This window comes from Streptomyces sp. NPDC002104 (assembly GCF_053593795.1).
This window is the reverse complement of record NZ_JBSFDF010000078.1, coordinates 1-23,414: the sequence shown is the minus strand read 5'-3', so window position 1 is coordinate 23,414 and position 23,414 is coordinate 1. Positions and strand designations below refer to the sequence as shown.

Here is a 23,414-nt window from a genome sequence, read left to right as displayed (position 1 = left end):
GTGCAGATGTCGCAATCCACACCGAACCCGGAGGCCCTCACCCATTTCAAGAACCCAGCACGCGTGTCACCAACGTCCCGGGACAACACACCTAGACGGGCACCGCGTACCAGCGGCGGTGGACGTACGGCTCCACGCACAGGACCGCGGCGCCGGCCACGGCTCCGACCAGGAACGAGGTCCAGCCGCCCCCGGCGACGAGCGCACCGGCGCAGGCCCCGGCCACGATCAGCGGCCGGGCCAGGGTCAGCGGGCCGAGCCCGATGACCATCGCGAGCGTGCTGGCCCGGTACGGCAGGGCGAAGTAGGAGGCGAGCGAGACCGCGACGGCGAGGGCGTAGGCCCCGAGCGGGAGCAGGAAGCCGGTCCCGCCGTCCGCGAGGGCCGCGTACGCCCGGTCAGGGTCTCCGGCGAGGGCCAGCACGGCGCCGGCGGTGAGGGCGGGGGCCAGCAGCAGGACGGACCCGACGGCCAGACCGCGCAGGGCCGCGCGGACGACGGCACGGTGTTTGCGAATCCGGGCGTCCCGGCCGGCGTAGGCGCGGAAACCGCTGAAGGCGGCATCGACGAGGCCGAGGACGGCGAGCGGCAGGACCGGGTTCATCGCGCGGCCCCGGACCCGGTGGCGGATTCGACGGCCGACCCGGCCCCGGCGGCGGCCCGGGACGCGGCGTCGGGCCGCTGCCGTGCGCCCCGGGTCAGGTGCTCCGCGCCCACGAGCCGGCGGGAGGCGCGGCCGAGGGCCTGGCGCAGCGGGTCCTCCAGGTAGGGGCGGATGCCGAGGACCGGGCGCAGGGTGGTGCAGAAGGGGTTGGACAGGCCCCGGGGCTCGTAGAGCAGGGGCCGGATGCCCGGTACGGTCGCGGCGCGCAGCAGGGTTTCGTCCGAGTGGGCGCGCCGGGCGGAGGCGACCCCGTCGTGGCGGCCGAGCGGATGGCGCATGCGGGCGCGGTGGAACATCCAGGCGCCGACGGGTGCCAGCCGGGTGGCGGCTATGTCGAAGTGGCAGAAGGCGAGCGCCTGCGAGTCGGCCTGGGCCTCGAAGAACTCCGCGAGCGCCGGGCCGCGGAAGTGGTGCAGCACCCCGGTGGAGACGTAGACGGTGGCGACCTCCGGCAGGTCGAAGGCGTTGCCGTGGACGAACCGGCAGTCGAGTCCCTCGGCGCGGGCCAGCCGGTCGGCCTCGGCGACGAGCGCGGCGTCGAGGTCGACGCCGATCAGCTCGACGTTCCGGCCGAGGGCGCCGGTGGAGGCCAGCCAGCGGACGAGGTAGCCGAGCCCGGACCCTATGTCGACCAGGCGGAACCGGCCGTTGCGGCCGGCGATCTCGCGTATGGCCTCGAACAGCGGGTCCAGTACGTGCACCAGCCGTTCCCCGATCCGCAGTTCCTCGCTGAGCCGCTGCAGCTCGGTGTGGACGCCGATCATCAGCCGGTCCACGGCGAGCGGGTCGAGGACGTCGTCCGGGCCGGCCGGGAGCCCGGCGACGATCCGGGCCGCGCGCGGATCCCCGGCCTCGTCGAGCCGGCGGACCACGTCACCCCTGCGCACCGGCATGCGCGCCCCGCTGAGCGGATCGGTGACGGTGATCAGGTCGGATATCTCGAGGTGGGGCACGACGGAAACCTTATCCCCCGGACGGGCCGGTCAGCGGCCGGTCTCAGCAGGTCAGCCCCATTGTTCGAGGCCCAGTTTGACCACGAGGGCCCCGACGACCGTCAGGAGCACTCCGCGGACGAATCCGCTGCCCTTCTTCAGCGCCATCCGGGCACCGATCATGGCGCCCGCCAGGTTGAACACGGCCATCAGGGCCGCCAGTTGCCACAGCACCATGCCTTGGTGGGCGAACATGGCGAGCGCTCCGGCGTTGGTGCACACGTTGACGATCTTCGCGGTGGCGGAGGCCGTGACCAGGTCGAGGTGGAGCAGGGCCGTGAGCGCCAGGACGAGGAAGGTTCCGGTGCCGGGGCCGATGAGCCCGTCGTAGAAGCCGATGCCGAGTCCGGCCAGGGCGATGGTCAGCAGGACGCGCTGCCGGCTGACGGGGGCGGCCCCGGGAGCGGCGCCGAAGGCGGGCCGGAAGAGGACGAAGCCCGCGACGACCACCAGGACCACCATGATCAGCGGGCGCAGCGCGTCCTTGCTGATGCCGCCGGCCAGGGCGGCCCCGCCCATCGAGCCGACGAGCGCGGCCAGGCCGATGCGGACGGCGAGCCTCACGTCCACCGAGGTCTTGCGCAGGTACGACACGGCCGCGCCCGAGGTGCCGACGATTGCCACGGCCTTGTTGGTTCCGAGGACGGTGGCGGGGTGGGCGTTCGGCAGGCCGAGGAGCAGGGCGGGCAGGAGCAGCAGCCCGCCCCCGCCGACGACGGCGTCGATCCACCCGGCCGCGGCGGCGGCCACGCACAGCACGATGATCATGGTTGTCGATATGTCAGGCACGGCCCGACCCTATGGAGTGGTTGGGTGCAGCAGCCATCAATCCCCGGAAACTTGCGCAAAGGTTGAGCTTCGCCCGGCGGGAGCCCGGTCCGGCGCCACGGGAGCCGCCGGCTCCACCACCGCCGTCAGCACACTGGCGGCCACCACACTGACCAGCCCGAGCCCCACCACGACCCGCCTGCCCGGCGGCACGGCCCCCAGCACCCCCCGCACGGGGCAGGTCCGCGGCCGACGATGCCGCGCCCCTCCCCCACCCCCACCGCCCGTCTCCCCCACCCCGTCCGGCACCCAACCCCCGACGCCGACGCCGACGCCGCCGGCGCCGGGGCCGGGGCCGGGGCCGGGGCCGGGCTCAGCCAAATCCAGCCCGTCCGGCGTTTGAGGACCGGGGTCCGGGGCGGAGCCCCGGGGAACGGGCGAAGGGCGGGTAGGGGACACACCCCGCGCAGCGGCAAGGGGCACGGGCAGGGTGACGTGCAACGGGTGACGCACGGAGTGGCGACCTCTCGGAGCGGAAACGGAAGCGTGCGGGCACGGCGGCGGCCCGACCGCGGGGCCGGGCCCGGGCCCGGAAGCGGACTCGGTGGTGCGGACGGAGGGGGCTCGACAGCGGAGGCGGAGGCAGAGGCGGAGGCAGAGGCAGACCCGGCCGCGGAGGCGGCCTCGACGGCGGAGGCGTAGGCGGCCTCGGCCGCAGCGGCGTACCCGGCCCCGGCCGCCGCGGCGGCGGCGGACCCGGCCCCGGAGGCGGACCCGGCCGCAGAGGCGGGCTCGGCGGCGGACCCGGCCGCGGCGGCCGACCCGGGTCGGGCTCAGAGTCCGAAGCACTCCGCATGGATCCGCCCCACCGGCACCCCCGCCCGCACCAGCGCGACCCGCGTCGCGTCCGCCATCCCCGGCGGCCCGCACAGGTACACGTCGTGCTCGGCCAGCCCCGGGACCAGCGCGGCCAGCGCCTGCGGGGCCAGCGGATCGAAGGCGGCGCCCGACGGCCCGAGCAGGTAGTGCAGCCCGGCCTGCCGCTCGGCGGCGATGGCCTCCAGCTCCTCCCGCAGCACGAGCTGCTCCTCGGCGCCCGCCCGGTAGAGCAGGGTGATGTCCCCCGGCCCGCCGGGCAGGGTCTCGAACAGGGCCCGCATCGGGGTGATCCCGACCCCTCCGGCGATCAGCAGCACCTTGGTCCGGGTCCGCCGGGCCGCGGTGAGCGCCCCGAAGGGCCCGGTGGCCAGGACCCGGGTGCCGGGGCGCAGCCGGCGGATGCGGCGGGAGTGGCCGCCCAGCGCCTTCACGGTGATGCGCAGGGTGTCCCCGCGGACCGGCGCCGACAGCGAGAACGGCAGCGCGGTGTGCCACAGCCTGCGCTGGAGGAACCGCCACCGCAGGAACTGCCCCGGCTCCGCGCGCAGTTCCGCGAGGTGTTCCCCGTAGACGAGGACGGAGACCACCCCGGGCCCCTCCACCCGGACCTCGGCGACGCGCAGCGCGTGCCGCAGGGCCTGCCGTACGGGCACCACGGCGCGGTACCAGACCAGCAGGACGGCGACCACGGCGTGGGCCAGGGCCCAGAACCAGGCGACGGGGCCCAGGTCCGGTCCGGCGAGCTGGTGGCCGAAGGCCAGCGCGGCGGCGAGGTACACCAGGAGGTGGACCCCCCGCCAGGTTTCGTGGCTGACCCGGCGGCGTACGGAGCGGGCGGAGGTGACGCCGACGGCGGCCAGGAGGGCGGTCCCGGCCGCCGCGGCGGCCAGGGCCGGGTAGCCGAGCAGCTCCCGCACCGCGGACAGCACGTCGGCCCCCTCGTGCACGGCGTACCCGCAGAGCGCGAAGGCCGCGTGCCCGAAGCAGAGCAGCAGGACGTGCCGGCCGCCGAGCGCGTGCCAGCGGGCGAGCCGGGCCGCGCCCACCCCGTGCTCGACGGCGGGGACCCGCGCCATGAGGAACAGCAGGACGAGCACCCCGTACCCGGCGAGCAGCCCGGACAGGTGCGCGGCGGTCGCGAACAGCGCGTCGAGCCGGGCCGAGGGCCGCACCTGGGCGGCCCACAGCAGGGCGACGGTCCCCGCCCCGCCGAGCATCCCGCCCTTGACCCGAACCGCCATGTCTCGCTCTCGCATGCGGCCACGCTACGGGCGGTCCCGGCTGCTCCCCGGCCCTCCCGGTGATCCTTAAGGCGGCCTTGAGGAGCGCCTCACGGACCCTTAACCCGCACGCTGAGGCCGGCGTTCCGTCCGGGTAACAACGGCGATGCCGTGGGGAAACAGCGGCCGCGCACTCTCGTGTCATGACCTCGGAACAGCAACGCGTGGTGGTGATCGGCGGCGGCCTCGCCGGCCTGCGGCTCGCCGCCCGGCTGGGCGGGGACGTGCGCGTCCTCGGTGAGGAGGAGCACGCCCCCTACAACCGGGTCCTCCTCGCGGAGGTCCTCGCCGGCCGGTACGCGCCGGAGGTGACGGCCCTCCCGGCCCCCGGCCCGGCGCTGCGCCGGGGCGTACGGGCGGTACGGATCGACCGGGCGGAGCAGGTCGTCCACTGCGACGACGGCTCGGTCGAGCCGTACGGCACCCTCGTCCTGGCCACGGGGTCGAACCCGGTCCTCCCTCCGCTGCGCGGCCTGTTCGAACCCGAAGGCCGGGAACTCCCCGCCGGGGTCCACGCGTTCCGCACCATGGACGACTGCCTGGCCCTGTCGGCGGCCGTACGCCCCGGTGTGCGCGCGGTGGTGATCGGCGGCGGCCTCCTCGGCGTCTCGGCGGCCCGCGCCCTGGCCGAACGGGGCGCGCAGGTCGTCCTCGCCCAGCAGGGCGAGCGCCTGATGGAACGCCAGCTGGACGCCGAGGCCTCGGAGCTCCTGCACGAGCACTTGACCGGCATGGGCGTGGAGATCCACACGGAATGCCGCGTCCGGGGCCTGTCGACGACGCCTGCGACCTCGTTTCCGGGGCCCCGCCGGGTCACCGGTGTCGAGCTGGCCGACGGCTACCGGCTCGACGCCGGCCTCGTCGTCCTCGCCTGCGGCGTCCGCCCCCGTACGGGACTGGCCCTGGCCGCCGGCCTCGACGTCCGCCGCGGCGTCCTCGTCGACGACGAGCTCCGCACCAGCGACCCCCGCGTCCACGCCGTGGGCGACTGCGCCGAGCACGCGGGCCGGGTGTACGGCCTGGCCGGCCCCGCCCTCGAACAGGCCGACGCGCTCGCCGGCGTCCTCCTCGGGACGGGCCGGGGGCTCTCCGCGGACCCCGCCTACGGCGGTACCCGTGCCCTGACCCGCCTCACCCTCACCGCCGGCGGCGACCGGCCCCTCGATCTCGCCGCCTTCGGCGAGACCACCCCGCTCCCCGGCGACGACGTGGTCCGGCTCACCGACGCCACCCGCCGCACCTACCGCAAGGTCGTCATCCGCGGCGACCGCCTCGTCGGCGGGGTCCTGCTCGGCGAACTCTCCAGCGTGGGCGCCCTCGCCCGCAGCTGGGAGGACGGCGCCCCCCTCACCGACCAGCACGGTCCCACCGGCCTGCACCACCTGCTCACCGACGACGGAGGCTCCTGATCATGGCCGCAGCCACGCCCCACCCCGCCCCGGCCACCGCCCAGGCCCCCGCCACGCCCTCCCTCGTGCTCATCGGACACGGCATGGTCGGCCAGCGCTACCTGGAGGCGCTCGCCGAACTCGGCGCCACCGCCACGCACCGGATCACCGTGCTCTGCGAAGAGCCGCGGCCCGCCTACGACCGCGTGCACCTGACCTCGTACTTCTCCGGCAGCACCCCCGAGGACCTCTCCCTCACCCCCGCCTCCTTCATGGCGGAGCACGGCATCGCCCTGCACCTCGACGACCCCGCCGAGAGCATCGACCGCGAGGCCCGGACCGTCACCTCCCGCTCGGGGCAGGTGTTCCCGTACGACGTGCTCGTGCTCGCGACCGGCAGCTACCCCTTCGTGCCGCCCGTCCCCGGCAAGGACGCCCCGGGCTGTTTCGTCTACCGCACCATCGAGGACCTCCTGGCGATCGAGGAGTACGCGAAGACGCGGACCACCGGCGCCGTGGTCGGCGGCGGCCTGCTCGGGCTGGAGGCCGCCGGCGCGCTCAAGGGGCTCGGACTGGCCACCCGCGTCGTGGAGTTCGCGCCCCGGCTGATGCCCGTCCAGGTCGACGAGGGCGGCGGCGCGGCCCTGCTGCGCACCATCGAGAACATGGGGCTCACCGTTCACACGGGCGTCGGCACCCAGGAGGTCCTGACCGGCGAGGACGGCTCGGTCAGCGGCATGAAGCTGTCCGACGGCTCCAGCGTCGAGACCGACCTGGTCGTCTTCTCGGCCGGTGTCCGCCCCCGCGACCAGCTCGCCCGCGACAGCGGCCTGACCGTCGGCGAACGCGGAGGCATCGCCGTCGACGCCCGCTGCCGCACCTCCGACCCGCACGTCTACGCCATCGGCGAGTGCGCGCTCGCCTCCGACGGCCGCGTCTACGGACTGGTCGCCCCCGGCTACGAGATGGCCGAGACGGCCGCCGCGGACCTGATGGGCCGCGAGAAGGAGTTCACCGGCGCCGACCTCTCCACCAAGCTCAAGCTCCTCGGCGTGGACGTGGCCTCCTTCGGCGACGCCCACGGCGCCACCGCCGGCAGCCTCGACGTCGTCTACTCCGACTCCCGCTCCGGCGTCTACAAGAAGGTCGTCGTCTCCTCCGAGGGCGTGCTGCTCGGCGGCGTCCTGGTCGGCGACGCCGACTCCTACGGTCTGCTGCGCCCCCTCACCGGCTCCGTACCGCCCGTCACCCCCGAGCAGCTGGTGCTGCCCGCCGGCGCCGGCGCACCCGTGGCGCTCGGCCCGGCCTCCCTCCCGGACGGCGCGGTGATCTGCTCCTGCCACAACGTCACCAAGAAGGCGATCACCGCCCACACGACGGTGCCCGAGGTCAAGAAGTGCACCAAGGCGGGCACCGGCTGCGGCAGCTGCCTCAAGGTGATCGGCCAGCTCATGCCGCCGGCCGCCGACAAAGGGCTCTGCGACTGCTTCCCCTTCACCCGCGCCGAGCTCTACGAGATCGTCCGCACCCTGCGCGTGACCTCGTACGACAAGCTCCTCGACAGCCACGGCCGCGAGGAGGCGCGCGGCGGCGAGGGCTGCGAGGTCTGCAAGCCCACCGTCGGTTCGATCATCGCCTCGCTCGCCCCCACCCTCGGCGCGAGCGGCTACGTCCTGGACGGGGAGCAGGCCGCCCTCCAGGACACCAACGACCACTTCCTCGCCAACATGCAGCGCAACGGCTCGTACTCGGTCGTCCCGCGCATCCCCGGCGGCGAGATCACCCCCGACAAGCTCATCGTGATCGGGGAAGTGGCCCGCGACTTCGGCCTCTACACGAAGATCACCGGCGGTCAGCGCATCGACCTCTTCGGCGCCGCCATCGACCAGCTCCCCCTCATCTGGGCCCGGCTCGTCGAGGCCGGATTCGAGTCCGGGCACGCGTACGGCAAGGCCCTGCGGACGGTGAAGTCCTGCGTGGGCCAGACCTGGTGCCGCTACGGGGTCCAGGACTCGGTACGGATGGCCATCGACCTGGAGCTGCGCTACCGCGGCCTGCGCGCCCCGCACAAGCTCAAGTCGGCGGTCTCCGGCTGCGCCCGCGAGTGCGCGGAGGCGCAGAGCAAGGACTTCGGGATCATCGCGACGGCGAGCGGCTGGAACCTCTACGTCGGCGGCAACGGCGGGGCCACCCCGCGCCACGCCGACCTCCTCGCCCAGGACCTGTCCGACGCCGAACTGGTCCGGCTCATCGACCGGTTCCTGATGTTCTACATCCGCACCGCCGACCGGCTGGAGCGGACCTCCACCTGGCTGGACCGGCTGGAGGGCGGCCTGGAGCACCTGCGGGACGTGATCGTGCACGACTCGCTCGGGTTGTGCGCGGAGCTGGAGTCGCTGATGGCCGACCACGTGGCGCACTACCGCGACGAATGGGCCGAGACCCTGGACGACCCGGAGCGGCTGCGCCGGTTCGTGTCCTTCGTCAACGCTCCCGGCGCGCCCGACCCGAGCGTGAAGTTCGTCCCCGAACGCGGCCAGGTCAAGCCCGACCTGACCGTGCTGACGCTGGAGCCCCTGGGAGGCACCCGATGACCGTGGAACTGCAGGTGGCGGAGGGATGGCTGACCGTGTGCGAGCTGTCGGCGCTGATCCCCGGCCGCGGGGTGGCGGCGCTGCTGCCCGACGGGAGCCAGGCCGCCGTGTTCGTCGACCGCGCGGGACGCCCGTACGCGATCGGCAACCGGGACCCCTTCACCGGGGCGCAGGTGCTCTCGCGCGGGCTGGTCGGTTCGGCGGCCGGGCGGGCCTTCGTGGCCTCGCCGCTGCTCAAGCAGCGCTTCGACCTGGAGTCGGGGCACTGCCTGGACGACGAGGAGGTGGCGGTCCGGACGTACCCGGTACGGACCGCCGCGACCTCGGTCTGAGACCCGGCCGGCTCAGCCCTGGATCATCGACGGGTCCATCCACATGATCTCCCAGGTGTGACCGTCGAGGTCGTCGAAGGCACGGCCGTACATGACCCCGTGGTCCTGTGCGGGACGGGGCTCGGTGGCGCCCGCCGCCAGGGCCCCGTCGACGAGCGCGTCGACCGCGTCGCGGCTCTCGGCGCTCAGACACAGCAGCACCTCGGAGGTCTTGGTGGCGTCCGCGATGTCCTTGTGGGTGAAGTCCTTGTACCGGGCCTCGGTCAGGAACATGGCCACGATCGAGTCGCTGATGGGCATCGAGGCGCAGTTCTCGTCGGTGAACTGGGCGTTGTAGCTGTAACCGAGCTTGCTCCAGAAGGCCTTGGTGGCCTCCAGGTCCTTGACCGGCAGGTTGACGAAGATCATGGTGGAGGACATCTCGGTCTCGCTTCTCTCGTGTGTGCGGTGCATTCGAGAGGTAGACCGGGAGGTCCCGCGAAACTCATCGCTCCCGCGCGGATTTTTCGATTTTTCTCGGAACCGCAGGTCAGCGGCGTGCGGAGCGGAGCTCCAGGGCCGCCAGCGGTACGAACCCCAGCCCGTCGGCGCTCTCCAGCGAGGCGCCGGCGCCGGCGAGGCGCTTGTGCAGGGTCAGCGCGATCCGCTCGCCCTGGGCCTTGGCCCGCTCCGCGTTCGGCCCCCGATGCAGTCCGTCGATCGTGGCCCGCCACAGCTGCACCCAGCGGCCGAAGTCCTCGGCGGTCATCGCACGGGCCGACTGGAGCGCCGCGTGCGGGGCGAAGGCGTTGCGCCGGTAGTCGGCGCTGCGGAAGAGGGCCCGCTCCCAGAAGTCGGTGATCCGGGGCAGGTGCACGTCGAGGTCGGTCCCGGCGATCTCGGTGAAGAAGGGCCCGATCCGCGGATCGGCGAAGGCCGCCGTGTAGAAGCGGCGCAGGACGACGTCGAGGTCGGCGCGGCCGGTGATGTCGGCATCGGGGTGCATCACTCCACCATCCTCCCGCGACCGGCTCCTCCCCAGGGCAGAAAGTCCTGCATTAAGCCGTCCCGAACCGCTTCGATACCGCTGCGGCGGCTGCGGCGGCTCTCCCCCTTCCCTCCCGGCGGGATTTCCGGAAATCCCGCCGGGAGCATTGACCTCGCGCCGGTCGCTCCCGCGTCACGTGGAATTGATGTCGCGTCAACTCGGCGCTCCTAGGTTCCTCGACGCGTGCGTGACTCCCGCCCGACCGGGCGCGGAGCCCCTCCTCCACAGGAGTGACCGTGGAACGTCGTACCTTCCTTCGCGGGGCCGTCATCGGCTCCTCCGCCGCCGCCTTCGGCGGCACGCTGATGCACGGCGCGGCCTACGCGGCCCCGGCCCAGCCCGGCGCCGGACCCTACGGGGCGCTCGGCGCCGCCGACGCCAACGGCATCATGCTGCCCGCCGGTTTCAGCAGCCGGGTGATAGCCCGCTCCGGGCAGACGGTCCCCGGCACCTCGTACGCCTGGCACAGCGCCCCCGACGGCGGCGCCTGTTTCGCCGACGGCACGGGCTGGATCTACGTGTCGAACTCGGAGATCAACCCCTCCGGCGGTGCGAGCGCGGTCAGGTTCAACTCCTCCGGCACCGTCACCGGCGCCCACCGGATCCTCTCCGGCACCCGGCAGAACTGCGCGGGCGGCAAGACCCCGTGGAACACCTGGCTGTCCTGCGAGGAGGTCGACCGCGGCTACGTCTACGAGACCGACCCCTACGGGGTGAACGCGGCCGTGCAGCGCCCCGCGATGGGCCGCTTCAAGCACGAGGCGGCCGCCGCCGACCCGGTGCGCCAGGTCGTCTACCTGACCGAGGACGAGACCAGCGGCTGCTTCTACCGCTTCATCCCCACCACCTGGGGCAACCTCTCCTCCGGCACCCTCCAGGTCCTCAAGGCCGGCACCGCCGCCTCCGGCTCCTTCACCTGGGCCAACGTCCCCGACCCGGACGGCTCGCCGACCAGCACCCGCACCCAGGTCTCGGGCTCGAAGAAGTTCAACGGCGGCGAGGGCTGCCATTACGCCAACGACACCGTGTGGTTCACGACCAAGGGCGACAACCGGGTCTGGCAGCTGAACCTCGCGAACAGCACCTACGAGCTGGCCTACGACGACTCCCTGGTCCCCGGCGGCAACGCCCCCCTGACGGGCGTGGACAACGTCACGGGCTCCTCGTACGGCGACCTGTACGTCGCCGAGGACGGCGGCAACCTGGAGATCTGCGTGATCACCCCGGACGACGTGGTCGCCCCCTTCCTGCGGGTCACCGGCCAGGGCTCCTCGGAGATCACCGGCCCGGCCTTCTCCCCCGCTGGCAACCGCCTCTACTTCAGCAGCCAGCGCGGCACGAGCGGCAGCTCCACGGGCGGCATCACCTACGAGGTCACGGGCCCCTTCCGCACCTGACCTCCCCTTCGCACCTGAACCCCCCTTCGCTCCTGAGCCCCTTCCGGACCTCAGCCCCTTCCGCTCCCGCGCCCCGGCGGGCCCGCGCATCCGCCGGGGCCGCCGGGGCGCGGCCGTTCACGACACCACGGCCCCGCCCTTGAGCAGGGCCGCGCCCAGCGGGGTCACCGTGTGCAGCACGGCGTTGCCCCGGCGCAGCGTGGTGACCAGCCCGGCCTCCCGCATCACCCCGGCGTGCTGGCTCGCGGAGGCCAGGGACACCCCGGCGCGGCGCGCCAGCTCGCTCGTGGTGGCCCCGTCGCCGATGGCCTGGAGCACCACCGACCGGGTGTGCCCGACGAGCTTGCCCAGGGTGTGCTGGCGCTGCCGGCGCCGCTCCTCCGCGGGCCGGGCCGCCTCGCCGCCGGCCTGCGCCGAGGAGAGCTCGGCCGCCGCCGGATACACCAGCACGGGCGCCAGCTCCGGATCGTGCAGGGTCACCGCCGTGCGCCGGCAGAAGAAGGAGGGCTGGAGCAGCAGCCCGCGCCCGCGGAGCCGTACGTCCCGGTCCACCGGGTAGTCGCACTCCAGCACCGGGGCCCGCCAGCGCAGCATCGGCGGCAGCGAGGCCAGCAGCTCGTCGGCGCCCCCGTCGAGCAGGGCCCGCCCCCGCGCGGCGCGCTCGGCCTCGATCTGGGCCTGGATGTGGCTCCAGTACGGTTCCACGGCCGCCCGGTGGTACCCGCGCAGCTCGCCCAGCAGCCGGGGCAGGTGTGCGGTGTCCCCCTCCATGAAGTCCCGCAGCCGCCTGGGGACCGGGCTCTCGGAGGCGCGGTGCGCGCCCCCGCCGGGCGCCGCGGGCATCCCGAAGGCGGCGGCCATCCCGGAGCCGGCTTCCACGCTCCGCCCGAGCAGGGTGAGCTCGCGGCGCAGCCGCTCGGGGCGGATCCCGCGCAGGGCGTCGAGGCCCACGTCCCACCCGTACTGCCCCTCCGTGGGGGTCAGGAAATCGGGGAAATACCCGCGGCTCGGTATCAGGGCGCCGAGAAGTCGTGTTTCACCATTCAACCTGGTGCGCGTTTCGGCACGCCAATCGCCGAAGAGCCGGGTATCCCTCCGGTCCCGTAAACGGTGAAAACTAAGAATCGTTTCCCACAACGCATCCGGACGCCCTGCCATCCTTACGCGTGCGAGGTCCACTCCCGTGAAATGGATACGCAGCACCCGAACCCCCACCTGTGCAACCGCAATCCCCCCGCCCCTTGAGTATGCACGCCGTCACACGTGGTCACCATGGCCTTTCAGCCACAGTTGAAACCCCTTTCGGCGAAGGTGTGACAACCGAAATCCTGTACTCCGCCGGGCACACTCCGGCGCGACCGAAACGCTCCGCGAAGGCCGTGGGGGGCTTTGCGGGGCCTGGCGGTCGGTCGCACCGGGAAGCGCCGACGTGTCCGGCGGATTGGCGGCAGGCGGTGGGCGGGTGGGGATCCGTCCACCGCCTGTTGCCGTTAAGGCATGTGGACCAACATTGAACCAATACGGGGCCGGGGAACGCGGGGGAACGCCGCCGGGAACACCGACGGGGAACGCCACGAGCGCCCCGGAACGCCGGGGAAATAGACGCGCCTGCCACCGGACGTCAGGGAACCCGGGGGCAGGCGCGGTCGTTGGGGCCCCGGCGTCGGGGCCGCGGCGGGGTCAGCGGCTGTCGCTGCCCTTCGACTCGGCGGCGGCGCGGCCGGCCTCCAGGCGCGCCACCGGGATCCGGAACGGCGAGCAGGAGACGTAGTCCAGGCCGACCTCGTGGAAGAAGTGGACGGACTCGGGGTCGCCGCCGTGCTCTCCGCAGACACCGAGCTTGAGGTCGGGGCGGGTGGCCCGGCCGGCCTCGACGGCGCTGCGGACCAGCGTGCCGACGCCGTCGCGGTCGATGGTCTCGAAGGGAGAGACCCCGAAGATGCCCTTCTCCAGGTAGGCGGTGAAGAAGCTGGCCTCGACGTCGTCGCGGGAGAAGCCCCACACGGTCTGGGTCAGGTCGTTCGTGCCGAAGGAGAAGAACTGCGCGGCCTCGGCGATCTGGCCGGCGGTGAGGGCGGCGCGGGGCAGCTCGATCATGGTGCCGATGGTCAGCTTGAGCTCGGTGCCGGTGGCGGCCTCGACCTCGGCGATGACCGCGTCGGCCTCCTCGCGGACGATCTCCAGCTCCTGGACGGTGCCCACGAGCGGGACCATGATCTCGGCGCGCGGGTCGCCCTTGGCGTTCTTGCGCTCGGCCGCGGCCTCGGCGATCGCCCGGACCTGCATCTTGAACAGGCCGGGGATGACCAGACCGAGGCGGACTCCGCGCAGGCCCAGCATCGGGTTCTGCTCGTGCAGCTTGTGCACGGCCTGGAGCAGGCGCAGGTCGTTCTCGTTGGCGTCCTTGCGGGACTCGGCGAGGGCGACGCGCACCGACAGCTCGGTGATGTCGGGCAGGAACTCGTGCAGCGGCGGGTCGAGCAGGCGGACGGTGACGGGCAGCCCGTCCATCGCCTCGAACAGCTCGACGAAGTCCTTCTTCTGGAGCGGCAGGAGGGCACTGAGTGCCTCCTCGCGCTCGTCGTCGGTGTCCGCGAGGATCAGCCGCTCCACCAGTTCGCGGCGCTCACCGAGGAACATGTGCTCGGTGCGGCACAGGCCGATGCCCTGGGCGCCGAAGCGGCGGGCGCGCAGCGCGTCCTCGGCGTTGTCGGCGTTGGCGCGCACCCGCAGGCGGCGTACGCGGTCCGCGTAGGCCATGATCCGGTGCACGGCGGCGACGAGCTCGTCGGCGTCGTCGGCCCCGGCGTGCATGCGGCCCTCGAAGTACTCGACGACCGGGGACGGTACGACGGGTACCTCGCCGAGGTAGACCTTGCCGGTGGAGCCGTCGATGGAGACGACGTCGCCCTCTTCGACGACCGTTCCGCCGACCGTCATGCGGCGGCGCTTGGTGTCCACCTCGAGGTCCTCGGCGCCGCAGACACAGGTCTTGCCCATGCCGCGGGCGACGACGGCGGCGTGCGAGGTCTTGCCGCCGCGCGAGGTCAGGATGCCCTCGGAGGCGATCATGCCGTCGAGGTCGTCGGGGTTGGTCTCGCGGCGGATCAGGATGACCTTCTCGCCGGACCGGGACCACTTGACGGCCGTGTAGGAGTCGAAGACGGCCTTGCCGACGGCCGCGCCCGGGGAGGCGGCGATGCCGCGGCCCAGCAGGGTCGTTTTGGCACCCTCGTCGAAGCGCGGGAACATCAGCTGCGCGAGCTGCGCGCCGTTGACGCGCTGGAGGGCCTCGGCCTCGTCGATGAGGCCCTGGTCCACGAGCTGGGTGGCGATGCGGAAGGCGGCGCCGGCGGTGCGCTTGCCGACGCGGGTCTGGAGCATCCACAGCTGGCCGCGCTCGATGGTGAACTCGATGTCGCAGAGATCCTTGTAGTGGTTCTCCAGCGTCGTCATGATCGTCATGAGCTGGTCGTACGAGACCTTGTCGATGGTCTCCAGGTCCGCGAGCGGCACGGTGTTGCGGATGCCCGCGACCACGTCCTCGCCCTGGGCGTTCTGCAGGTAGTCGCCGTAGACGCCCGCGTGGCCGGTGGCCGGGTCGCGGGTGAAGGCGACGCCGGTGCCCGAGTCGGGGCCCAGGTTGCCGAAGACCATGGAGCAGATGTTGACCGCGGTGCCCAGGTCGCTCGGGATGCGCTCCTGGCGGCGGTAGAGCTTGGCGCGGTCGGTGTTCCACGAGTTGAAGACCGCTTCGACGGCGAGGTCGAGCTGCTCGCGGGCGTCCTGCGGGAACTCGCGGCCGGCCTGCTTGGCGACGATCTTCTTGAAGCGGGTGACCAGCTTCTTGAGGTCGGCGGCGTCGAGGTCGGTGTCGACGGTGACCTTCTTGGCGGCCTTGGCCTCGTCGAGGGCCTCCTCGAACAGCTCGCCGTCCACGTCGAGGACGGTCTTGCCGAACATCTGGATCAGGCGGCGGTACGAGTCCCACGCGAAGCGCTCGTTGCCGGCCTGGGTGGCGAGGCCGGCGACGGACTCGTCGGAGAGGCCGATGTTGAGGACCGTGTCCATCATGCCGGGCATGGAGAACTTGGCGCCGGAACGCACGGAGACCAGCAGCGGGTCGTCCGACTGGCCGAGCTTCTTGCCCATCTTCGCCTCGAGGGCGGCGAGGTGCGCGCTGACCTCTTCGCGCAGCTCGGCCGGGGCCTCGCCGCTGTCGAGGTAGACCTTGCAGGCCTCGGTGGTGATGGTGAAGCCGGGAGGGACCGGCAGACCCAGGTTGGTCATCTCGGCGAGGTTGGCACCCTTGCCACCGAGAAGGTCCTTGAGGTCGCGGTTGCCCTCCGTGAAGTCGTAGACGAACTTCTGATCTTTGTTTTCCGACACGGGTCTCGACTCCTCGAGGCTCGGTGGCTGCCCTGACGGCCAGGAACATACCCAGATCGAAGGCTTATGGGTACGTCCACTTGGCGGTCATGTGGCCGTAACCACCTGGGTGCCAGCCAATCGAATGTAACTGGCGAGTAGCCAAAACCTACGAAGACCCTTCAGATCCCGAAGGGTGAGGTGCCCACTGAGGCTAGTTTCCGCTCCGATGAGCGATCATCGATACATTTGCGTTCAAGAGTTGAACGAACAAAGGGTGGCACCCAGTGCCACCCTTTGAAAGTCTTACCCGTGACCATTGCGCTCATCTGAGCGAAACCTCACCCATGCGTGGTGTATGTCACGCCACAGGTGGCACGCTTTGCCACCCGTTTCTCAGCCTCCGGACGTGTCCAGTTCCGCGTCCTCGCTCACACCCGCGCAGTCGTACGGATCGTTCAGCCAGCCCTCGGGCAGGACAACCCGGTTGTTTCCGGACGTACGGCCCCTCGGACCGTCCGCACTGTCGGGCCAGGGCTGATCCAGGTCCAACTCGCTCAGATGAGCGTCCAGCTCGGCCAGGGAGGAGGTCACGGCGAGCTTCTGCCGCATCTCCGAGCCCACCGAGAAGCCCTTGGTGTACCAGGCCACGTGCTTACGGAAGTCGATCACCCCGCGCGCCTCGTCGCCGATCCACTCCCCCAGCAGCTCGGCGTGGCGCAGCATCGTGCGGGCGACCTCGCGCAGGGTCGGCTTGTGGAAGTCCTCGGGGCGTCCCTCGAAGGCCGCGACCAGGTCGTTGAACAGCCACGGCCGCCCCAGGCAGCCGCGCCCCACGACCACGCCGTCGCAGCCGGTCTCGCGGACCATCCGCAGCGCGTCCTCGGCGCACCAGATGTCCCCGTTGCCGAGCACGGGGATCTCCGGCACGTGCTCCTTGAGCCGCGCGATGGCCTCCCAGTCGGCGGTGCCGCCGTAGTGCTGGGCGGTGGTGCGGCCGTGGAGGGCTATGGCGGTGACGCCCTCCTCGACGGCGATCCGGCCGGCGTCGAGGTAGGTGAGGTGGTCGTCGTTGATGCCCTTGCGCATCTTCATCGTCACCGGCAGGTCACCGGCGCCGGCGACGGCCTCGCGAAGGATCGCGCGCAGCAGGTGGCGCTTGTACGGGAGGGCCGAGCCGCCACCCTTGCGGGTGACCTTGGGCACCGGGCAGCCGAAGTTGAGGTCGATGTGGTCGGCGCGGTCCTCTTCGACGATCATGCGGACCGCCTTGCCGACCGTCGCGGGGTCGACTCCGTACAGCTGGATCGAGCGGGGCTTCTCGGTCTCGTCGAAGTGGATCAGCTGCATGGTCTTCTCGTTGCGCTCGACCAGGGCCCGGGTCGTGATCATCTCGCTCACGAACAGTCCCTTGCCGCCGGAGAACTCGCGGCACAGCGTACGGAACGGGGCATTGGTGATGCCGGCCATCGGCGCGAGCACCACCGGGGGCTGCACGGTGTGCGGGCCGATCGCGAGAGGCGGGGGGAGCGTGGTCATCCCCCCATTGTGGCTCAGCCGCGCCGTTGATCGCATGTCGTTAGTTAGGCGTACTATCGGCATCATGGACGAGTTGACCCAGCGGCGGCGCCTGCTGATCCTGACGATCTGCTGCATGAGCCTGCTCATCGTCAGTCTCGACAACACCGTCCTGAACGTCGCCCTCCCCTCCATGCGCCGCGATCTGCACGCCTCCGTGGCCGGCATGCAGTGGACGATCGACGCGTACACGCTGGTCCTGGCCTCGCTGCTGATGCTGGCCGGTTCCACGGCGGACCGGATCGGCCGCCGCAAGGTCTTCACCGCCGGGGTGGTCCTCTTCACCGCCGGCTCGGTGCTCTGCTCGCTCGCGCCCAGCCTGGGCTGGCTCATCGCGTTCCGCATGATCCAGGCCGTCGGCGGCTCGATGCTCAACCCGGTCGCCATGTCGATCATCACCAACACCTTCACCGACCCGAAGGAGCGCGCCCGCGCCATCGGCGTGTGGGGCGCGGTCGTCGGCATCTCCATGGCCGCGGGCCCCCTGATCGGCGGCCTGCTCGTGGACTCGGTCGGCTGGCGGTCCATCTTCTGGATCAACCTCCCCGTCGGCCTCCTCGCCCTCGTACTGACCCTGCGCTACATCCCGGAGTCCCGGGCCGACCACCCGCGCCGCCCGGACCCGGTCGGGCAGCTCCTGGTCATGGGGCTGCTCGGCTCGGTCACGTTCGGGATCATCGAGGCCCCCTCCGCCGGACTGGGCTCCCCGCTGATCCTGGGCTGCGCGCTGGTCGCCCTGCTGTCCCTGGCCGGGCTGCTGGCCTACGAGTCACGGCGCGCGGAGCCCTTGATCGACCCGCGGTTCTTCCGCAGCGCCCCCTTCAGCGGGGCCACGGTGATCGCGGTCAGCGCCTTCGCCGCGCTGTCGGGGTTCCTGTTCCTCAACACCCTGTACCTCCAGGACGTACGGGGCCTCGACGCCCTGGACGCCGGCCTGTACATGCTGCCGATGGCGGTGTTCGCCTTCCTGTGCGCCCCCGTGTCGGGGCGGCTCGTCGCCACCCGGGGGCCGCGGCTGCCGCTGCTGGTCGCGGGCGTGACGATGGGGGCGAGCGGGCTGCTGTTCGCCGCGTTCTCGGCCGAGAAGTCGACGCCGATGCTGTTCTGCGGCTACGTGCTCTTCGGCATCGGGTTCGGCCTGGTGAACGCGCCGATCACCAACACCGCGGTCTCCGGGATGCCGCGCGCCCAGGCCGGGGTGGCCGCGGCGGTGGCGTCCACCAGCAGGCAGACCGGCGGGGCGCTGGGCGTGGCCGTCGTGGGAGCCGTCCTGGCCGCCGGGATGGCCGGCGGGTCCGGCTCCGCCGCCGCGTTCGTGTCCGCGGCCCGGCCGGCCTGGTGGATCATCACGGTGTGCGGGCTGCTCGTCCTGTGCGTCGGCCTCGCCACCAGCGGCACGTGGGCCCGGGAGACGGCCCTGCGCACGGCCCGCGCCCTGGAGCCCCGGTCCGGCTCCGCGCGCAAGGGCTCCGCACCGCGGCACTGAGCCGGGGGCGGCGGCGCGGCGGCACGGCTGCACGCCGGTCCCTGCGCCGGCTCGTCCCCTGCTCGTCCCCTGCTCGTCCCCCTACTCGTCGCAGGCGAAGTCCTCGCTGTGCGAGTCGATCCGGGCCAGCAGCCCGCGCAGTACTTCCTGGTCCCGGTCCGAGAGACGGGCGAACAGTCCGAGTTCCACCGCGTCCAGGGCGGCGTTCGTCTTCGCGAGGGCCTCGGTGCCCGCGGCGGTGATGGCGACGTTGTGACGGCGGCGGTCGGCGGGGTCCCGGCGGCGCTCGGCGAGCCCGGCGCCCTCCAGGTCGTTGAGGATCCCGACGAGCACGCTCGGGTCCACCTCCAGCCGCTCGGCCAGTGCGCCCTGGCCGATGGGCCCGCCGTCCAGGTGCGTCAGGGTCATCGCGTGGCGCGGGGTGAGTCCCGCGGCGCTGAGCGCCTTCTTCATGCGGGTCTGGGTGACCGATCCGTGCCAGGCCAGCAGCAGGCCCAGCCGCTGCGGCGCGTGCGGGGAGTCCTGAACAGCCGTCATGTCCACATCGTAACAACCAAGAAATGATTGCATCCTGCCGATCGTTGATGGTATTCAATGATTCAAAGTCGCCAATCGTTGGAGCACATCATGTTCATCGCCTACGCCGTCGTCGCCGGACTCCTCGCCCTCACCCTGGCCGCGTCCGCGACCTTCACGCTCCAGCGCAACCCGTCCATCACCGAGAGCATGGGGAAGGTCGGAGTGCCGGACTCCTGGCTCCCGTGGCTGGCCGCACTCAAGGCGGCCGGCGCGATCGGCCTGGTCGCGGGCCTGTGGCTGCCCCCGCTGGGCATGGCCGCCGCCCTCGGCGTGACCCTGTACTTCATCGGCGCGATCGTCTTCCACGTGCGCGCGAAGGACTACAACTTCGCCCCCGCGGCCGTTCTCGCCCTGCTCGCGGCAGCCGCCCTGATCCTGCGCGCGGCGGCCTGACGGCCCCGCGCCGCGCCTCCCCCGCGGGATTCCTGGACAGTTGCTCTGCGCGCAGATAGTCTACGCGCAGAACATCTACTTGGAGGCCCCCGTGTGGGAGTACGAGCACGCCATCGAGACCACCGCCGCACCCGAGGCGGTCTGGGCCCTGTGGGCCGACGTCGAGAACTGGGGCACCTGGAACGCCGACATCGAGAAGATCGAACTCCGGGGCCCCTTCGCGGCGGGCGCGGAGATCACCATGACCCCGGCCGGCCAGGACCCCGTGGACCTGCTCGTCGCCGAGGCCACCGAGGGCGAGATGTTCGTCGACGAGGCGCGCTTCGGCGGCCTGGTCCTGCGGACCACCCACCGGATCGAGCGGCTCGGCCCGGAGCGCGGCCGGGTGGTGTACCGGATGGAGATCAGCGGCGAGGGCGCGGCCGAAGCGGGGCCGCAGATCGGTCCGGCCATCACGGCCGACTGGCCCGACACCATGGCCGCGCTGGTGCGGGCGGCCCAGGGCTGATGGCCCTCACCCCCGGCGAGAGCCCCGGTTTCCTGCTCTGGCACGCCACCCTGCGCTGGCAGCGCGGCATCGCCGCGGCACTGGGCCCCCTGGGCCTGACCCACGTGCAGTTCGTCCTCCTCGCGTGCGCCTGGTGGCTCAACGAGCGGGGCGAGCACCCCAACCAGCAGGCGCTCGCGCGCCAGGCGGGCACCGACGTGAAGATGACCTCGCAGGTGGTGCGCACCCTGGAACAGAAGGGGCTGCTCGCGCGCGAGGTCGACCCGGCGGACACCCGCGCCAAGCGGCTGCGCGTCACCGCGGCCGGGGCGGAGCTGGCGCCGCGGGCGATCGCCGCCGTCGAAGGAGTGGACGAGGAGTTCTTCCGGCCGGTCCCGCGCGGGGAGGCCGTCACCCTGCTGAGCCGCCTGGCCCACCCGGAGTCCTGACGCCCCTCCAGCCCGCTCCCCCAGCCCCGTCCGCCCTGCGGGCGGGGCTTCCCCACACGTACGGGTGACAGATATTGAAATCTGTCACCCGTCATGCCATTCTCGTTCCATGACCACGAACCAGAGCACCCCGCAGAGCACCCCTCAGAGCACCCCGCAGACCGCCACCCGCACCCTCGGCAGCACCGGGCCCTCCGTCTTCCCGCTGGGGCTGGGCTGCATGGGGATGTCCGCCCTCTACGGCGAGGCCGACCGGGCGGAGTCCCTCGCCACCATCCACGCCGCCCTCGATGCCGGGATCACCCTCCTCGACACCGGCGACTTCTACGGCATGGGGCACAACGAGCTCCTCATCAACGAAGCCCTGCGCACCGCCCCCGCCGCGGCCCGGGAAAAGGCGCTGACCAGCGTGAAGTTCGGCGCCCTGCGCACGGTCGAGGGCGGCTTCACCGGGTACGACGGCCGGCCGGCGGCCGTCAAGAACTTCCTGGCCTACTCGCTCCAGCGGCTCGGCCGGGACCACATCGACGTCTACCGCATCGCCCGCGTGGACCCCGACGTGCCGATCGAGGAGACCGTCGGCGCCATCGCCGAGGCCGTCACGGCCGGGCACGTGCGCCACATCGGGCTCTCCGAGGTCGGCGCGGACACCCTGCGCCGGGCCGCAGCCGTGGCACCGATCGCGGACCTCCAGATCGAGTACTCCCTGATCTCGCGCGGAATCGAGGAGGAGATCCTGCCGACCGCCCGCGAGCTCGGCATCGGCGTCACCGCGTACGGCGTGCTGTCCCGCGGCCTGATCAGCGGCCACTTCACCCGCGACCGCGCCCTGGCTCCGGGCGATTTCCGCGGGATGAGCCCGCGCTTCCAGGGCGAGAACCTCGACCGGAACCTCGACCTGGTCGACGCCCTGCGCAAGGTCGCCGACGAGAAGGGCGTCAGCGTCGCCCAGACCGCCATCGCCTGGGTGCTGTCGCGGGGCGAGGACATCGTGCCGCTGATCGGCGCCCGCAGCCGGGAACGGCTCGGCGAGGCCCTGGGCGCCCTTCAGGTCGCCCTGACCCCCGCCGATCTCGCCGCCATCGAGGACGCGGTTCCGGCCGGCGCGGCGGCGGGCGACCGGTACCCGGCAGCCCAGATGGCCCACCTGGACAGCGAGCACTGATCCGGCTGTACGGTCGTACTCATGCCACCCGCAGCCGCCGAGCCCCTCACCCCCGAGCGCATCCTCGAAACCACCGAGGAGGTGCTGCGCCGCTTCGGCCCGACCAAGGCGACGGTGGTGGACGTGGCGCGCGCCCTGGGCGTCAGCCACGGCAGCGTGTACCGGCACTTCCCCTCGAAGGCCGCGCTGCGCGAGGCCGTCACGGACCGCTGGCTCGCCAAGAGCGTGGTGATGCTGGAGGAGATCGCCTCGGCGCCGGCCGAGCCGGCCCCCTCCAAGCTGGAGTCCTGGCTTGAGGCGCTGTTCGAGGCCAAGCGCCACAAGGCGGGCGACGACCCGGAGCTGTTCGCGACGTACATCGTGCTGCTCGGCGAGAGCAGCGGGGTGGTGGAGCGCCACATCACCGAGCTGATCGAGCAGCTCTCCCGGATCATCGGCGAGGGGGTCGCGGCGGGCTCGCTCAGCGCGCCCGACGTGCCGGCCACCGCGCGTGCGGTGTTCGACGCCACCGGCCGCTTCCACGATCCGCAGTACGCGGCGGACTGGCTGGAGCCGACCATCACCGCCGAGTTCGAGGCGGTCACCGCCCTCGTCATCCGGGGCCTGCGCGCCTGACACCCGGAATCTGCCCGTCCGGTCGGCTTGATCATCATTTGGGACGGCAGGCCCTTGCCGTGCGGCCGCCCTGTTCCTACGTTCCCCCTTACCGCACACCATCAGGTCTGTCCCAGGGGGAACCTTGTCCACTCAGCAAGAACCGGCAGCGCAGTCCGGGCCGCCGGCCAGGTCCGGATCGGCCGCCGCCATCGGCTGGGTCCTGACCATCGCGTTCAACGTGGTCGCGCCCATCCTCACGTACAACATGCTGACGGACCGGGGCTGGAGCGAGTTCGCCGCGCTCCTGGTCAGCGGCGTCTGGCCGGTGGTCGACTCCGCCGTCCACCTCGCCTGGCGCCGCAAGGTCGACGAGTTCGCCGTGGTCACCCTGGTCTTCCTGGTGATCACCGCTCTCGTCGCGCTGATCGGCACGCACTCGGCGCGCGCCCTGCTCATCAAGGACTCGGGGGTGACGGGCCTGTTCGGCGCGCTCTGCGTCGCCACCCTGTTCACTCCCCGCCCGCTGATGTTCTACTTCGGCCGCAAGTTCGGGACCGACGGGACCAAGGAGGGCGTGGCCTACTTCAACGGGCTCTGGCAGTACCCGGACTTCCGCAGGGCGATGCGGCGGATGACCACCGTCTGGGGTGTCGCGTACCTGGTGGAGGCCTCGGTGCGGGTGGTGCTGGCGTACGCGCTGAGCGTCGACACGATGGTCTGGGTCAGCCCCCTCCTGATCTACGGCTTCCTGGTCTCGCTGATCGTGTGGACCATCCGGTTCTCCAAGCGCACCCAGGCCGAGGGCGAGGCCAGGGCCGCGGCCGCGGCGGCAGCAGCGGCGGCCTCCGCGGAGAGCGGCAGTCCGGCGCCGGCGTAACCGGCCCGCAGGACGGCAGTGGCCCGGTGCCTGATGGTGCACGGCCTCGGGACCACCGAGGAGTTCTACGCCGACCTGTTCGGCTGGGAGTACGAGCCCGGCCCCGAGCAGCTC

At 72.3% G+C, this 23,414-nt stretch carries 21 protein-coding genes and 1 pseudogene; 12 read left to right on the top strand and 10 right to left on the bottom strand.

All coding sequences use genetic code 11. The annotated features are described in order from the left end of the window. Nucleotides 1-91 precede the first annotated feature (91 nt). The 4 genes from ACWCP2_RS36085 to ACWCP2_RS36070 form a co-directional block, all read right to left on the bottom strand. Nucleotides 92-604: a hypothetical protein gene (locus tag ACWCP2_RS36085; RefSeq protein WP_450912760.1), complete on the bottom strand. Its 513-nt coding sequence runs from the start codon at nucleotides 602-604 to the stop codon at nucleotides 92-94. Continuing rightward, nucleotides 601-1,617: a class I SAM-dependent methyltransferase gene (locus ACWCP2_RS36080; protein ID WP_450912759.1), complete on the bottom strand. Its 1,017-nt coding sequence runs from the start codon at nucleotides 1,615-1,617 to the stop codon at nucleotides 601-603. The genes ACWCP2_RS36085 and ACWCP2_RS36080 overlap by 4 nt, the downstream gene beginning before the upstream one ends. A gap of 51 nt (nucleotides 1,618-1,668) precedes the next feature. Beyond that, on the bottom strand, nucleotides 1,669-2,445 hold the full coding sequence (locus ACWCP2_RS36075) for a sulfite exporter TauE/SafE family protein (protein ID WP_450912758.1): 777 nt from the start codon (nucleotides 2,443-2,445) through the stop codon (nucleotides 1,669-1,671). 812 nt (nucleotides 2,446-3,257) lie between these two features. Continuing rightward, a complete protein-coding gene (locus ACWCP2_RS36070) occupies nucleotides 3,258-4,559 on the bottom strand; it encodes a ferredoxin reductase family protein (RefSeq protein WP_450912757.1) in 1,302 nt (433 codons plus the stop codon). Nucleotides 4,560-4,726: 167 nt separating this feature from the next. Here ACWCP2_RS36070 and ACWCP2_RS36065 point away from each other — a divergent pair, with 167 nt between their 5' ends. From ACWCP2_RS36065 to nirD, 3 genes are read left to right on the top strand one after another with little or no spacing between them, the layout of a single operon-like run. Further along, nucleotides 4,727-5,992, top strand: coding sequence for an NAD(P)/FAD-dependent oxidoreductase (locus tag ACWCP2_RS36065; protein WP_450912756.1), 1,266 nt, complete (start codon nucleotides 4,727-4,729; stop codon nucleotides 5,990-5,992). Between the two features lie 2 nt (nucleotides 5,993-5,994). Continuing rightward, nucleotides 5,995-8,565 (top strand): nitrite reductase large subunit NirB, encoded by a 2,571-nt coding sequence (gene nirB, locus ACWCP2_RS36060; RefSeq protein ID WP_450912755.1) that lies wholly within the window; start codon nucleotides 5,995-5,997, stop codon nucleotides 8,563-8,565. Further along, nucleotides 8,562-8,897 (top strand): nitrite reductase small subunit NirD, encoded by a 336-nt coding sequence (gene nirD, locus ACWCP2_RS36055; protein WP_450912754.1) that lies wholly within the window; start codon nucleotides 8,562-8,564, stop codon nucleotides 8,895-8,897. The genes nirB and nirD overlap by 4 nt, the downstream gene beginning before the upstream one ends. A gap of 12 nt (nucleotides 8,898-8,909) precedes the next feature. Here nirD and ACWCP2_RS36050 read toward each other — a convergent pair whose 3' ends face one another. Together ACWCP2_RS36050 and ACWCP2_RS36045 are read right to left on the bottom strand one after the other, a co-directional pair. Continuing rightward, the gene (locus tag ACWCP2_RS36050) at nucleotides 8,910-9,317 is read right to left on the bottom strand and encodes a VOC family protein (protein ID WP_450912753.1); all 408 of its coding nucleotides are present in this window, start codon (nucleotides 9,315-9,317) and stop codon (nucleotides 8,910-8,912) included. 109 nt (nucleotides 9,318-9,426) lie between these two features. Next, on the bottom strand, nucleotides 9,427-9,882 hold the full coding sequence (locus ACWCP2_RS36045; protein ID WP_450912761.1) for a group III truncated hemoglobin: 456 nt from the start codon (nucleotides 9,880-9,882) through the stop codon (nucleotides 9,427-9,429). 278 nt (nucleotides 9,883-10,160) lie between these two features. On the opposite strand from ACWCP2_RS36045, the gene ACWCP2_RS36040 reads away from it, so the two are divergent. Further along, nucleotides 10,161-11,321 (top strand): alkaline phosphatase PhoX, encoded by a 1,161-nt coding sequence (locus ACWCP2_RS36040; RefSeq protein ID WP_450912752.1) that lies wholly within the window; start codon nucleotides 10,161-10,163, stop codon nucleotides 11,319-11,321. Between the two features lie 117 nt (nucleotides 11,322-11,438). Here the strand turns inward: ACWCP2_RS36040 and ACWCP2_RS36035 are convergent, their stop codons facing one another. The 3 genes from ACWCP2_RS36035 to dusB form a co-directional block, all read right to left on the bottom strand. Beyond that, the gene (locus ACWCP2_RS36035) at nucleotides 11,439-12,524 is read right to left on the bottom strand and encodes an ArsR/SmtB family transcription factor (protein ID WP_450912751.1); all 1,086 of its coding nucleotides are present in this window, start codon (nucleotides 12,522-12,524) and stop codon (nucleotides 11,439-11,441) included. 477 nt (nucleotides 12,525-13,001) lie between these two features. After that, entirely contained in the window at nucleotides 13,002-15,710 is a 2,709-nt protein-coding gene (gene ppdK, locus ACWCP2_RS36030; RefSeq protein ID WP_450912750.1) for a pyruvate, phosphate dikinase, read from the bottom strand. A gap of 375 nt (nucleotides 15,711-16,085) precedes the next feature. Next, the gene (gene dusB / locus ACWCP2_RS36025) at nucleotides 16,086-17,228 is read right to left on the bottom strand and encodes a tRNA dihydrouridine synthase DusB (protein ID WP_450912749.1); all 1,143 of its coding nucleotides are present in this window, start codon (nucleotides 17,226-17,228) and stop codon (nucleotides 16,086-16,088) included. A 64-nt stretch (nucleotides 17,229-17,292) separates the two neighbouring features. Here dusB and ACWCP2_RS36020 point away from each other — a divergent pair, with 64 nt between their 5' ends. Next, entirely contained in the window at nucleotides 17,293-18,753 is a 1,461-nt protein-coding gene (locus ACWCP2_RS36020) for an MFS transporter (protein ID WP_450912748.1), read from the top strand. An 81-nt stretch (nucleotides 18,754-18,834) separates the two neighbouring features. Here the strand turns inward: ACWCP2_RS36020 and ACWCP2_RS36015 are convergent, their stop codons facing one another. Continuing rightward, entirely contained in the window at nucleotides 18,835-19,290 is a 456-nt protein-coding gene (locus tag ACWCP2_RS36015; RefSeq protein ID WP_450912747.1) for a MarR family winged helix-turn-helix transcriptional regulator, read from the bottom strand. 90 nt (nucleotides 19,291-19,380) lie between these two features. Between ACWCP2_RS36015 and ACWCP2_RS36010 the strand changes: the two genes are divergently transcribed. The 7 genes and pseudogenes from ACWCP2_RS36010 to ACWCP2_RS35980 form a co-directional block, all read left to right on the top strand. Continuing rightward, nucleotides 19,381-19,725 carry a DoxX family protein gene (locus ACWCP2_RS36010; protein WP_450912746.1) on the top strand — a complete coding sequence of 115 codons (345 nt, stop codon included), beginning with the start codon at nucleotides 19,381-19,383 and terminating at the stop codon, nucleotides 19,723-19,725. A gap of 79 nt (nucleotides 19,726-19,804) precedes the next feature. After that, on the top strand, nucleotides 19,805-20,233 hold the full coding sequence (locus ACWCP2_RS36005) for an SRPBCC family protein (RefSeq protein ID WP_450912745.1): 429 nt from the start codon (nucleotides 19,805-19,807) through the stop codon (nucleotides 20,231-20,233). Then, entirely contained in the window at nucleotides 20,233-20,661 is a 429-nt protein-coding gene (locus ACWCP2_RS36000; RefSeq protein WP_450912744.1) for a MarR family winged helix-turn-helix transcriptional regulator, read from the top strand. Before ACWCP2_RS36005 ends, ACWCP2_RS36000 begins: the two co-directional genes overlap by 1 nt. Before the next feature lie 109 nt (nucleotides 20,662-20,770). Continuing rightward, nucleotides 20,771-21,826, top strand: a complete 1,056-nt coding sequence (locus ACWCP2_RS35995) for an aldo/keto reductase (protein WP_450912743.1) — start codon at nucleotides 20,771-20,773, stop codon at nucleotides 21,824-21,826. Nucleotides 21,827-21,847: 21 nt separating this feature from the next. Next, complete coding sequence (locus ACWCP2_RS35990; protein WP_450912742.1) at nucleotides 21,848-22,441, top strand: TetR family transcriptional regulator; 594 nt, start codon at nucleotides 21,848-21,850, stop codon at nucleotides 22,439-22,441. A 124-nt stretch (nucleotides 22,442-22,565) separates the two neighbouring features. Further along, the gene (locus tag ACWCP2_RS35985; protein ID WP_450912741.1) at nucleotides 22,566-23,300 is read left to right on the top strand and encodes a VC0807 family protein; all 735 of its coding nucleotides are present in this window, start codon (nucleotides 22,566-22,568) and stop codon (nucleotides 23,298-23,300) included. A gap of 33 nt (nucleotides 23,301-23,333) precedes the next feature. Continuing rightward, nucleotides 23,334-23,414: pseudogene (locus ACWCP2_RS35980) on the top strand (VOC family protein); the annotation flags it as partial.

Excerpts from the sequence above, each read along its gene's own strand:
- ACWCP2_RS36085 (WP_450912760.1), bottom strand. The coding sequence starts at position 604 with ATGAACCCGGTCCTGCCGCTCGCCGTCCTCGGCCTCGTCGATGCCGCC.
- ACWCP2_RS36070 (WP_450912757.1), bottom strand. The coding sequence starts at position 4,559 with ATGCGAGAGCGAGACATGGCGGTTCGGGTCAAGGGCGGGATGCTCGGC.
- ACWCP2_RS36065 (WP_450912756.1), top strand. The coding sequence starts at position 4,727 with ATGACCTCGGAACAGCAACGCGTGGTGGTGATCGGCGGCGGCCTCGCC.
- nirB (WP_450912755.1), top strand. The coding sequence starts at position 5,995 with ATGGCCGCAGCCACGCCCCACCCCGCCCCGGCCACCGCCCAGGCCCCC.
- nirD (WP_450912754.1), top strand. The coding sequence starts at position 8,562 with ATGACCGTGGAACTGCAGGTGGCGGAGGGATGGCTGACCGTGTGCGAG.
- ACWCP2_RS36050 (WP_450912753.1), bottom strand. The coding sequence starts at position 9,317 with ATGTCCTCCACCATGATCTTCGTCAACCTGCCGGTCAAGGACCTGGAG.
- ACWCP2_RS36045 (WP_450912761.1), bottom strand. The coding sequence starts at position 9,882 with ATGCACCCCGATGCCGACATCACCGGCCGCGCCGACCTCGACGTCGTC.
- dusB (WP_450912749.1), bottom strand. The coding sequence starts at position 17,228 with ATGACCACGCTCCCCCCGCCTCTCGCGATCGGCCCGCACACCGTGCAG.
- ACWCP2_RS36020 (WP_450912748.1), top strand. The coding sequence starts at position 17,293 with ATGGACGAGTTGACCCAGCGGCGGCGCCTGCTGATCCTGACGATCTGC.
- ACWCP2_RS36015 (WP_450912747.1), bottom strand. The coding sequence starts at position 19,290 with ATGACGGCTGTTCAGGACTCCCCGCACGCGCCGCAGCGGCTGGGCCTG.
- ACWCP2_RS36010 (WP_450912746.1), top strand. The coding sequence starts at position 19,381 with ATGTTCATCGCCTACGCCGTCGTCGCCGGACTCCTCGCCCTCACCCTG.
- ACWCP2_RS36000 (WP_450912744.1), top strand. The coding sequence starts at position 20,233 with ATGGCCCTCACCCCCGGCGAGAGCCCCGGTTTCCTGCTCTGGCACGCC.
- ACWCP2_RS35995 (WP_450912743.1), top strand. The coding sequence starts at position 20,771 with ATGACCACGAACCAGAGCACCCCGCAGAGCACCCCTCAGAGCACCCCG.
- ACWCP2_RS35990 (WP_450912742.1), top strand. The coding sequence starts at position 21,848 with ATGCCACCCGCAGCCGCCGAGCCCCTCACCCCCGAGCGCATCCTCGAA.